Origin of the sequence: Rubrivivax gelatinosus (genome assembly GCF_016583785.1) — a bacterium.
GTDB lineage: Bacteria > Pseudomonadota > Gammaproteobacteria > Burkholderiales > Burkholderiaceae_C > Rubrivivax > Rubrivivax gelatinosus_B.
The window spans coordinates 20064-31210 of sequence record NZ_NRRU01000063.1; the positions used below are offsets into that span (position 1 = coordinate 20064).

At 70.4% G+C, this 11147-nt stretch carries 10 protein-coding genes; all 10 read left to right on the forward strand.

The genetic code is table 11. The annotated features are described in order from the left end of the window. Positions 1-142 precede the first annotated feature (142 nt). A complete protein-coding gene (locus CKO43_RS16370) occupies positions 143-766 on the forward strand; it encodes an XrtA/PEP-CTERM system exopolysaccharide export protein (RefSeq protein WP_200379266.1) in 624 nt (207 codons plus the stop codon). 42 nt (positions 767-808) lie between these two features. Further along, positions 809-2392, forward strand: coding sequence for an XrtA system polysaccharide chain length determinant (locus CKO43_RS16375; RefSeq protein ID WP_200225987.1), 1584 nt, complete (start codon positions 809-811; stop codon positions 2390-2392). 7 nt (positions 2393-2399) lie between these two features. Beyond that, entirely contained in the window at positions 2400-3350 is a 951-nt protein-coding gene (locus CKO43_RS16380) for an XrtA-associated tyrosine autokinase (protein ID WP_200379260.1), read from the forward strand. A 4-nt stretch (positions 3351-3354) separates the two neighbouring features. Next, positions 3355-4878 (forward strand): TIGR03016 family PEP-CTERM system-associated outer membrane protein, encoded by a 1524-nt coding sequence (locus CKO43_RS16385; protein ID WP_200225991.1) that lies wholly within the window; start codon positions 3355-3357, stop codon positions 4876-4878. A gap of 3 nt (positions 4879-4881) precedes the next feature. Beyond that, positions 4882-5988, forward strand: a complete 1107-nt coding sequence (locus tag CKO43_RS16390) for an XrtA/PEP-CTERM system-associated ATPase (protein ID WP_200379261.1) — start codon at positions 4882-4884, stop codon at positions 5986-5988. Further along, positions 5988-7106, forward strand: coding sequence for a non-hydrolyzing UDP-N-acetylglucosamine 2-epimerase (wecB, locus tag CKO43_RS16395; protein WP_200379262.1), 1119 nt, complete (start codon positions 5988-5990; stop codon positions 7104-7106). The genes CKO43_RS16390 and wecB overlap by 1 nt, the downstream gene beginning before the upstream one ends. A gap of 13 nt (positions 7107-7119) precedes the next feature. Beyond that, positions 7120-7983 (forward strand): XrtA system polysaccharide deacetylase, encoded by an 864-nt coding sequence (locus CKO43_RS16400; RefSeq protein ID WP_200379263.1) that lies wholly within the window; start codon positions 7120-7122, stop codon positions 7981-7983. 7 nt (positions 7984-7990) lie between these two features. Next, positions 7991-9028 carry a FemAB family XrtA/PEP-CTERM system-associated protein gene (locus tag CKO43_RS16405; RefSeq protein ID WP_200379264.1) on the forward strand — a complete coding sequence of 346 codons (1038 nt, stop codon included), beginning with the start codon at positions 7991-7993 and terminating at the stop codon, positions 9026-9028. A 5-nt stretch (positions 9029-9033) separates the two neighbouring features. Then, positions 9034-10245 (forward strand): TIGR03087 family PEP-CTERM/XrtA system glycosyltransferase, encoded by a 1212-nt coding sequence (locus tag CKO43_RS16410; protein WP_200226002.1) that lies wholly within the window; start codon positions 9034-9036, stop codon positions 10243-10245. 8 nt (positions 10246-10253) lie between these two features. After that, on the forward strand, positions 10254-11147 hold an 894-nt coding region (gene xrtA, locus CKO43_RS16415), incomplete at its 3' end, for an exosortase A (protein ID WP_242481204.1).

Here is an 11147-nt window from a genome sequence, read left to right on the forward strand (position 1 = left end):
GCCGAGCGTGCAATCTTGCCGCCCGGGGCCTTGGTTCGGGGGGGCGGCGGCGGAATTTGGCGCGGATCGGATGTGCCATGATTCCCGGCCTGAATCGGCCTCGTGCCGCACGGATTGCCCCGGGAGATCTCGCGTGAAGCTCATGTTTGCAAGGGCGGCCTCGGCCTGCCGCGTGTTCGGTGTCCTGGTCGCCGTGGCGTCGCTGGCGGCGTGCTCGGCGCTGCGGTCCTACCCGCCGGCCCCGGCCGAGGCGACGGCCCAGGACTACACCTACATCATTGGCGCCGGCGACTCGGTCAACATCATCGTCTGGCGCAATCCCGAACTGTCGATGTCGGTCCCGGTGCGCCCCGACGGCAAGGTCTCGGCGCCGCTGGTCGACGAGGTGATGGCCCAGGGCAAGACCTCGGTGCAGCTCGCCCGCGACATCGAGCAGGTGCTCGGCAAGTACGTCCGTGACCCGATCGTGACGGTGCTGGTCAACGGCTTCGTCGGCCCCTACAGCGAGCAGATCCGCGTCATCGGCGAGGCCGCGCGGCCGCAGTTCCTGCCGTTCAAGTCCAAGATGACGGTGCTCGACGTGATGATCGCGGTCGGCGGCCTGACCGATTTCGCCAGCGGCAACCGCGCGACCATCCTGCGCACCTCCGATGGCAACAAGCAGTACTCGGTGCGGCTGGACGACCTGGTCAAGGACGGCGACGTCTCGGCCAACGTCGAGATGCGTCCGGGCGACATCCTGATCATTCCGCAGAGCTTCTTCTGACGCCCCGTCTCCGCTTCCGCTCGCGTCGTCCTCGCTGATCCCATGCAAGAACTCCTTCGTCAAGCGCTCGCCTTCCTGCGCGGGATGTGGAACTTCCGCTGGCAGGGGCTGATCGCCTCGTGGGTGGTGGCTTTGATCGGCGTCGTCGTCGTCTTCCGCATCCCCGACCAGTACGAAGCCTCGGCGCGCATCTACGTCGACACCCAGTCCATCCTGAAGCCGCTGATGTCGGGGCTGACGGTGCAGCCCAACGTCGAGCAGCAGATCTCGATGCTGAGCCGCACGCTGATCAGCCGGCCCAACATCGAGAAGCTGATCCGCATGGCCGACCTCGACCTGCAGGAAGGCAGCGCGGTCGAGCAGGAAGACCTGATCCAGCGCCTGACCAAGGACATCCAGATCCGCAACACCGGCCGCGACAACCTGTATTCACTCGTTTACCGCGACCAGCAGAGCGAACGTGCCAAACGTGTGATCCAGTCGCTGGTGTCGATCTTCGTCGAGTCCAGCCTGGGTGCCAGCCGCAAGGACACCGACTCCGCCAAGACCTTCCTGAACGAGCAGATCAAGCAGTACGAGCAGAAGCTCGAGGAAGCCGAGGCCCGGCTGAAGGAATTCAAGCTGCGCAACATCGACATGCAGCCCGACGACGGCAAGAGCGCGACGACGCGGCTGTCCGAGGCTTCGGCGGCGCTGCAACAGGCCCAGCTCGAGCTGCGCGAGGCCGAGAACGCACGCGACGCGGTCAAGGCGCAACTCGCCGACGAGATGCGCAACGCCCAGGCGGCCGTGGGCCAGGGCGGCAGCGACGACGCCGCGCTCGGGGTTTCGACGCCCGAGCTCGACGCCCGCATCGACGCCCAGAAGCGCAACCTCGACAACCTGGAACAGCGCTATACCGACCAGCACCCCGAGGTGATCATCACCAAGCGCCAGATCCGCGAGCTCGAGGAACAGAAGAAGAAGGAGCTCGCCGAACTGCGCAAGGCGGCGAAGGCGGCAGCGGCGAGCAACCCCAGCGGTTCCGGCAACGTCGCGGTGCAGGAGCTCGGCCGCATGCTGGCTGCCGCCGAAGTGCAGGTCGCGTCGCTGCGCACCCGCGTCGGCGAGTACCAGGGGCGTCTGGGGCAGGCGCGTGCCGGCCTGAAGACCGCGCCGCAGATCGAAGCCGAGGCGGCGCAGCTCAACCGCGACTACGACGTCTACCGCAAGAACTACCAGGACCTGGTCGCGCGCCGCCAGTCGGCCATCATGTCCGGCGAACTCGAGGTCGCCTCCGGCGTCGCCGACTTCCGCCTGATCGACCCGCCGCGGGTCGCGCCCGAGCCGGTGGCGCCGAACCGGCTGCTGCTGATGCTGGCCGCGCTCGGCGCTGCGCTGGCCGCCGGCCTGGCGACGGCGTTCGCCGGCAGCCAGCTGCGCCCGGTCTACAACGACGCGACCGAGCTGCGCACCAAGACCGGTCTGCCGCTGCTGGGTGTGGTCTCGCTCGTGATGAGCGACGACGACCGCCGCCGCGAACGCAAGATGACGCTGCGCTTCGTCGGCGCGTCGGGCGGCCTCGTCGGCCTCTTTGTCCTCGGTATCGTCGCGGTGGCCTTGCTGGCCCAGCGCGCGGCGGGGTGAGATCCGTATGTCCAGTCTGATCGAACAGGCCGCCCGGCGCCTGGAACAGCTTCGCCAGGCCGGCGTCACGGTTCCGGAAGTCGACGCCGCGCCGACGCCGGCGGCACCGCCGGCCGCGTTGCCGCCGGCACGCGAACCCGTCGCCACCTCGCGCCGGGTCGAGCTCGACCTCGACCAGCTCGCCGCTGCCGGTATCGTCACGCCGAGCGCGCCGCGCAGCACCGTCGCCGACCAGTTCCGCGTCATCAAGCGCCCGTTGATCGCCAACGCCGTCGGCAAGGGGGCGACGACGCTGACGCACGGCAACCTGATCATGGTCACCAGCGCGGTGGCCGGCGAAGGCAAGAGCTTCACCTCGGTGAACCTGGCGATGAGCATCGCCGCCGAGCTCGACCACACCGTCGTGCTCGTCGACGCCGACGTCGCCCGGCCGTCCATGCTGCGCATGCTGGGCCTGCCGCCCAGCGCCGGCCTGCTCGACGTGCTCGAGGGCAAGGCCGAGCTTGCCGACGTGTTGATGCGCACCAACGTCGACAAGCTGACGCTGCTGCCCAGCGGCACGCCGCATCCCAAGGCCACCGAGCTGCTCGCCAGCGACGCGATGGCGACGCTGCTCGACGAGATGGCCACGCGCTATCCGGACCGCATCGTCATCTTCGACTCGCCGCCGCTGCTGCTGACGACCGAGTCGCGTGTGCTCGCCTCGCACATGGGCCAGATCGTCGTCGTCGTCGCCGCGGGCCGCACCCAGCAGTCGGCGGTGCAGCAAGCGCTGGACACGATAGACGCCTGCCCGGTGCGCCTGCTGGTGCTGAACAAGGCGCGCTCCGACAGCGTCGGCTACGGCACCCAGGGCTACGGCTACGGTTACGGCTACGGTCACGGCGAACCCTACGAGCGCAGCGACGGCAACACGACCGAGCCTGCCGCGCCGGCCGCGGGTCGGACGGAGGGCTGAGGCGATGCGCCGCATCGCGGTGTCCGCCGCGCGTCGCGTGCCGGTCCGGCTGGCGCCGCTGGCCGCTGCCGTGCTGGCGGCCGTCGCCGCCGGGGCGACGCCGGCCCTGGCCCAGCAGGCCGGCGGCTTCACCGTCGAACGCTCCATCGACCTGCAGCAGACCTTCAGCGACAACGGCCGGCTGAGCGAGCACGACCGCGAGTCCGAGGCCATCACCCGCGTCAGCCCCGGCATCCACGTCTCGGGCCGCAACGGCCGCGTCCAGGGCACGCTGGACTACCAGCTCGACCTGGTGCAGTACGCCCGCGAGTCCGGCCGCAGCACGACCTACAACCGCCTCAGCGCCGACGGCGCCGCCGAGCTCGTGCCGCAGCACGTCTTTCTCGACGCCAGCGCCAGCATCTCGCAGCAATCGATCTCGGCCTTCGGCAAGCAGAGTTCCGGCACCGGCATCGAGGACTCGAACAGCACCGAGGTCGCCTCGGTGGGGATCTCGCCTTCCGCGAAGGCGCGGCTGGCGGGCATCTTCGACGTCTCCGCGCTCGCGAACTGGAACACCACGCGGGCCAAGGACAGCAGCGTCGGCGACCGCTCCGACTGGGACACCAAGGTCCAGATCGGCGCCACCCACGGCATCTTCGGCTGGAACGTCGCCGGAACACGTGCGACCAACGGCTACAGCGGCGGCGACGACTACATCACCGAGAACATCGGTCTGGCGCTGAGCATGGCGCTGACACCGCGGCTGCAGCTGTTCGCCCGCCATGGCGAGGAGCGTTCTGACGTGCTCGGCACCGGCACGCAGTCGTCCTCGACCAACGGCTGGGGCTTCAGCTGGCAGCCGAGCGTGCGCACGCAGATCTCGGCGCAGAGCGACAACCACTTCTACGGCGACTCCTACAGCGTCAGCCTGAGCCATCGTTTCCGCCGCTCGATGCTGACCTATACCGGTTCGCGTGGCGTCAGCGGCCAGGACGCCGAGGCGCTGGGTCCGCTACGTGCGAAGTACATCCGGACCTATGCCAGCTGCATGGCGACGGTGAACGACGCCTCGAGCTGCCTGATGCTGACGCGGCTGCTGCTGGGTTTCGATCCGCTGGCCTCGCTTGGTTTCCTGAACAGCGCGCCGTCGCTGCAGCGCTCGCAGGCGCTGGCGCTTGTGGTCACCGGCATCCGCAACACCTTCACCGTCGCCGCCTCGAGCAGCGAAAGCACGCGCCTGGGCGAGCAGCAGTACGAGGGCGGCGACCTGGCGATCGTGCCGCGCGTGCGCCAGTACGGGCTGACGATGGGCCTGACGCACAAGCTCTCGCGCCAGATGTCGCTCGGCGTCACGGGTTCGGCGATCAAGACGCTGGACGAAGACACCCAGCCCGGCAACGAGCAGCGCCGCGTCGAGCTCTCGCTCAGCAACGAGTTCGGTCCCCGCACCAGCGGCACGCTGGCGCTGCGCCACGTGCGCTTCGACAGCGACACCAACCCCTATCGGGAATCGGCGCTCGTCGGATCGCTGAACTACCGGTTCTGACCTATGTATGAAGCCTTCTACGGGCTGAGCAGCAAGCCGTTCCAGCTCAACCCCGACCCCAGCTTCTTCTTCGGCAGCAAGCAGCACCGCCGCGCCAAGGCGTACCTGGAATACGGCGTCTCGCGCAACGAGGGCTTCATCGTCATCACCGGCGAGATCGGCGCCGGCAAGACCATGGTGCTGCGCTCGCTGATCGAGGGCCTGCACGGCAGCAACATCATCGCCGGCCACCTGGTGACGACCCAGCTCGGCGCCGAGGACACGCTGCGCATGGTCGGCGCGGCCTTCGGCTTCCGCGTCAAGGACGTGCCCAAGAGCGAGCTGCTGATCACGCTCGAGGCCTTCCTGATCAGCCAGACGAGCAAGGGCAAACGCTGCCTGCTGATCGTCGACGAGGCGCAGAACCTGAGCGCGCGCGCGGTCGAGGAACTGCGCATGCTGTCGAACTTCCAGTTCGGCAACCAGGCGCTGCTGCAGAGTTTCCTCGTCGGCCAGCCCGAGTTCCGCGAGATCCTGCAGCGCCCCGAGATGGAGCAGTTCCGCCAGCGTGTCGCGGCCACCTGCCACATCGGCCCGCTCGACGCCGAGGAGACCCAGCGCTACATCGAGCACCGCCTGAAGTGCGCCGGCTCGACCGGCAAGCCCAGCTTCGACGCCGCCGCCTTCGACGCCATCTACCAGGCCACCGGCGGCATCCCGCGCCGCGTCAACACCGTCTGCGACCGGCTGCTGCTGGCCGGCTTCCTGTCGGGCAAGACGCAGCTGACGGTCGACGACGTCGCCGAGGTCGTGCGCGAGTTCCAGCAGGAAGCCGAGGTCCCGGCCAAGCCGGCGGCGGTGCCGGCCCCGGTCAACGCCGAGGTGCTGGCCGCCGCGGCGGCTGCGGTCACCGCCTCGCTCGACGTCGACCTGTCCAGCCTGCAGCTGCCGGCCGACGAGGCGCAGGCGATGACGCGCCAGATCCAGGCACTCGCCGCCGACCAGCGCGGCGACCAGCTGCAGCGCCTGGAAAAAAGCCTGCTGCGCCTGGAGCGCGTGAACCTGCAGACGCTGGCGATGCTGCACAAGCTCGTCGAGGCCGTCAGCACCAAGCCGCCGGAGAAGAGCTGATGGGCCCCGTGCTCTGCGTCGTCGGCGCGCGCCCGAACTTCATGAAGATCGCGCCCATCCTGCGCGCCTTCGCCGCGCACCAGCCGCCGATTCCGGCGCTGCTGGTGCACACCGGCCAGCACTACGACCAGGACATGAACGACAAGCTGTTCGTGGACCTGAAGCTGCCGCGCCCCGACCTGAATCTAGAGGTCGGCTCGGGCAGCCACGCGGTGCAGACGGCCGAGGTGATGCGCCGTTTCGAGCCCGCGATCGACGCCCACGACCCCAGCTGCGTGCTCGTCGTCGGCGACGTCAACTCCACGCTCGCCTGCGCGCTGGTGGCGGCGAAGAAGGGCGTGCCGGTGGTGCATGTCGAGGCCGGCCTGCGCAGCTTCGACCGCCGCATGCCCGAAGAGATCAACCGCGTGCTGACCGATCAGCTCGCCGACCGCCTCTACACCACCGAACGCGTTGCGCTCGAGCACCTGCTGCGCGAAGGTGTCGCCGCCGAGCGCGTGTGTTTCGTCGGCAACGTGATGATCGACACGCTGCACGCCTGCCGCGACAGCGCCCGCGCCGCCGCGGCCACGCTGCAGGCGCACGGCCACGACCCGGCGCGGCTGCGCGGCGCGGCCGGCTACGGCGTCGTCACGCTGCACCGACCGTCCAACGTCGACGACGCCGACACGCTGGGCGAGCTGCTGCAGACGCTGGCGCTGGTCGCCGAACGCCTGCCGCTGGTGTTCGCGCTGCACCCGCGCACACGCGCCAACATCGAACGTTTCAGCCTCGCCAGCCTGCTCGACCCGGCCCGCGTGACGCTGCTGCCGCCGCAGGGCTACCTCGAGATGCTGGGCCTGATGGCCGGCGCCACCGTCGTGCTGACCGACTCCGGCGGCCTGCAGGAGGAGACCACCGCGCTGGGCGTGCCCTGCCTGACGATGCGCGAGAACACCGAGCGCCCGATCACCGTCGAGCAGGGCACGAACACGATGGTCGGCCGCGACCGCGGCGCCATCCTCGCCGGCGTCGACGAGATCCTCGCCGGCCGCGGCAAACGCGGGCGCGTGCCCGAGCTGTGGGATGGCCGCGCCGCCGAGCGCATCGCCGCCGACCTGGCCCACTGGCTGTCGTGAGCCCCGCCTGCCGATGCCTGCTCCCGCGATCACGAACGCGCTGACGATCGACGTCGAGGACTACTTCCAGGTCTCGGCGTTCGCGCCCTACATCCGCCGCAGCGACTGGGACGCACGCGAGTGCCGGGTCGAACGCAACGTCGATCGCATCCTGGCGCTGCTGGACGCGGCCGACACCCGCGCCACCTTCTTCACGCTGGGCTGGATCGCCGAGCGTTACCCGCAGCTGGTGCGCCGCATCGTCGCCGCCGGCCACGAACTCGCCAGCCACGGTTACGGCCACGAACGCGCCAGCGACCTGTCCCCGGCGGCTTTCCACGACGACGTCGCACGCGCCAAAGCCATCCTCGAGGACATCGGCAGCGTCGCGGTGCGCGGCTACCGCGCGCCCAGCTTCTCGATTGGCGAACGCAATCTCTGGGCCTTCGACACGCTGGCCGAAGCCGGCTACGCCTACAGCAGCAGCATCTACCCGATCCGCCACGACCACTACGGCATGCCCGACTCGCCGCGTTTCGCCTACCGCGTCGCCGGCGGCCTGCTCGAGGTGCCGGTGACCACCGTGCGCCTGGCCGGGCGCAACCTGCCGTCCAGCGGCGGCGGCTACTTCCGGCTGCTGCCCTATGCCGCGTCGCGCTGGCTGATCGGGCGCGTCAACCGCGAGGACCGCCAGGCCGCGGTCTTCTACTTCCACCCTTGGGAGATCGACGCCGGCCAGCCGCGTGTGCCCGGCATCGACGCGAAGACGCGTTTTCGCCACTACGTCAACATCCCGCGCATGGAAGGGCGGCTCGCGAGCCTGCTCGCCGATTTCCGCTGGGGCCGCATGGACGAGATCTTCCTGGCCCGGGCCTCTGTGCCGGCCGTCGCGGCCTGAAGCGCGCATGACCACCATTCAGCGCCTGGCTCCCGAGGACGCCGGCCGCGCGGCGGCCTGGGACGCCTACGTGCTCGCCTGCCCGGCGGCCACCTTCTTCCACCGCGCCGGCTGGCAGCGTGTGCTGCGCGAGGTGTTCCGCCACGAGACCGTCTTCCTCTACGCCGAACGCGCCGGCCGCATCGTCGGCGTGCTGCCGCTGGCGCGTGTCAAGAGCCTGCTGTTCGGGCATTCGCTGGTGAGCCTGCCGTTTGCCGTCTACGGCGGCGTCGCCGCCGACGACGAAGACGCGGCGCTGGCGCTCGAAGCCGCGGCCGAACGCCAGGCGCGCGAGTTCGGTGTCGAGCACCTCGAGCTGCGCCAGCTCGAACGCCGCCACGAGGGCTGGCCGCGCCAGGAGCTCTACGTCGCGTTCCGCAAGGAGATCCTGGCCGACGACGAAGCCAACATGCAGGCGATCCCGCGCAAGCAGCGCGCGATGGTGCGCAAAGGCATCAAGAACGGCCTGGCCAGCAGCTTCGACGACGGCGTCGAGCGCTTCTTCGCGCTCTACGCCGACAACGTGCACCGCCACGGCACGCCGGCAATGCCCAAACGCTGGTTCCAGGCGCTGCGGCGCGAGTTCGGCCAAGACTGCAGCGTGCTCACCGTCACCGCTCCCGACGGCCGGCCGCTGTCCTCGGTGCTGAGCTTCTACTTCCGCGACGAGATCCTGCCCTACTACGCCGGCGACGACGAAGCCGCGCGCGACCTGGCGGCCAACGACTTCAAGTACTGGGAGCTGATGCGCCACGCCTGCGCGCGCGGCCTCAAGACCTTCGACTACGGCCGCAGCAAGCAGGGCACCGGCCCCTACGCGTTCAAGAAGAACTGGGGTTTCGAGCCGACGCCGCTGCACTACGAGTACCGGCTCTACAAACGCGACGAGGTGCCGCAGCACAACCCGTCCAACGCCAAGTACCAGCTGCTGATCCGCACCTGGCGGCGGCTGCCGCTGGCGCTGGCCAACACCATAGGCCCGCACATCGTGCGCAGCCTGGGCTGACAGCGATGGCGCGCCTGCTCTTCCTCGCCCACCGCCTGCCTTACCCGCCGAACAAGGGCGACAAGGTTCGCTCCTACCACCTGCTGCGCCACCTGCTGGAGCGCCACGAGGTGCACGTCGGCGCCTTCGTCGACGACCCCGAGGACGAGCCGCTGGTGCCCGAGCTCGCGCGCCAGTGCGCCAGCCTGTTCGCCCCGCGGCTGCAGCCGCTGCGGGCCCGCGCCGCCAGCCTCGCCGCGCTGCTCGACGGCCGCGCGCTGACGCTCAGCTACTACCAGCACGCGGCGATGGCGCGCTGGGTGCGGCGCACCGTCGTCGAGCAGCGCATCGACGCCGTCGTCGTCTTCTGCTCGGCGATGGCGCAGTACGCCGAAGGCCTGGGCCTGCCGACGCTCGTCGATTTCGTCGACGTCGACTCGGCCAAGTGGTCGCAGTTCGCCACCGACCGCGGCGGCCCGCTGGCCTGGCTGTACCGGCGCGAAGGGCGGCGGCTGCTGGCCTACGAACGCCAGGTCGCCGCGCGCCACGCGCGCTCCTATTTCGTCACCGAACGCGAGACCGAACTCTTCCGCTCGCTCGCGCCCGAGTGCGCGGCGGCGGTGCAGGCGCTGGTCAACGGCGTCGACGCCGGCTTCTTCGCCCCCGACGCCGCGCGGCCCTCGCCCTATCCGGCGGGCGTGCCGGCGCTGGCCTTCACTGGCGCGATGGACTACTGGCCCAACGTCGACGCCGTCGTCTGGTTCGTGCGCGAGGTGCTGCCGGCGCTGCGCGCCGCGCACCCGGGCCTGGTGCTGCACGTCGTCGGCCGCAACCCGGCGCCGGCGGTGCGGGCGCTGGCCGGCGAGGCGGTCGCCGTCACCGGCACCGTGCCCGACGTGCGGCCGTATCTGCAGCACGCCGACGTCGTCGTCGCGCCGCTGCGGCTGGCGCGCGGCATCCAGAACAAGGTGCTGGAGGCGATGGCGATGGCGCGGCCGGTCGTCGCCGCAGAAGGCTGCGGCTCGACCATCGGCGCCGAGAACGGCCGCGAGATCGTGCTCGCCGCCGACGCGCCCGCCTTCGTGCGCGAGCTCGGCGCGCTGCTGGCCGAGCCGGCGCGAGCCGCCGCCATCGGCGCCGCCGGCCGCGAGCGGGTGCTCGCCGACTACGCCTGGGGCGCCAACCTCGCCCGCATCGACGACGACCTCGCTGCGGCGCTGTCCGCGCACGCCGCCTGACCATGACGATGAGCGCCATCCCCGCCGACCTGCGCCGCCCTTCGCCCTGGGGGCCGGCGCTGGCCGTCTTCGGCCTGCTGCTGGCCTTGATCGGCTGGTTCTACCGCGACACCGCGCTCGCGATGGCCGATGTCTGGTGGCGCTCGGAGACCTTCGCCCATTGCATGCTGGTGCCGCCGCTGGCGCTGTGGCTGGTGTGGCGCAAACGCGCCGAGCTGGCAGCGCTCGCGCCCCGGCCGCAGCTCTGGCTGCTGCTGCCGCTGCTGGCGGTGTCGGCGGCCTGGCTGATGGCCGAGCTCGTCGCCGTCAACGCCGCGACCCAGTTCGCCTTCGTCGCCACGCTGGTGCTGGCGGTGCCGGCGGTGCTGGGGCTCGCGGTCGCACGCACGATCCTGTTCCCGCTGCTGTTCCTGTTCCTCGCCGTGCCCTTCGGCGAGTTCGCGCTGCCGTGGATGATGGAGTGGACGGCCGACTTCGTCGTCGGCGCGCTGCAGTCCTCGGGCGTGCCGGTGTACCGCGAAGGCCAGAACTTCGTCATCCCCAGCGGCACCTGGTCCGTGATCGACGAGTGCAGCGGCATCCGCTACCTGATGGCCTCGTTCATGGTGGGCTCGCTGTTCGCCTACCTGAGCTACCGCTCGTGGCGGCGGCGTGCGGTGTTCATGGCGCTGTCCATCGCCGTGCCCATCGTCGCCAACTGGCTGCGCGCCTACCTGATCGTGATGCTCGCGCACCTGTCGGGCAACCGGCTCGCGGTGGGCATCGACCACATCCTCTACGGCTGGGTGTTCTTCGGCCTGATCATCCTGGCGATGTTCCTCGTCGGTGCGCGCTGGTCGCAGGCCGAGGCGCCGGCTGCGGTGCCGGCCGCGCGCGACGCCGCTGCCGGCGCCGGCCCGGCG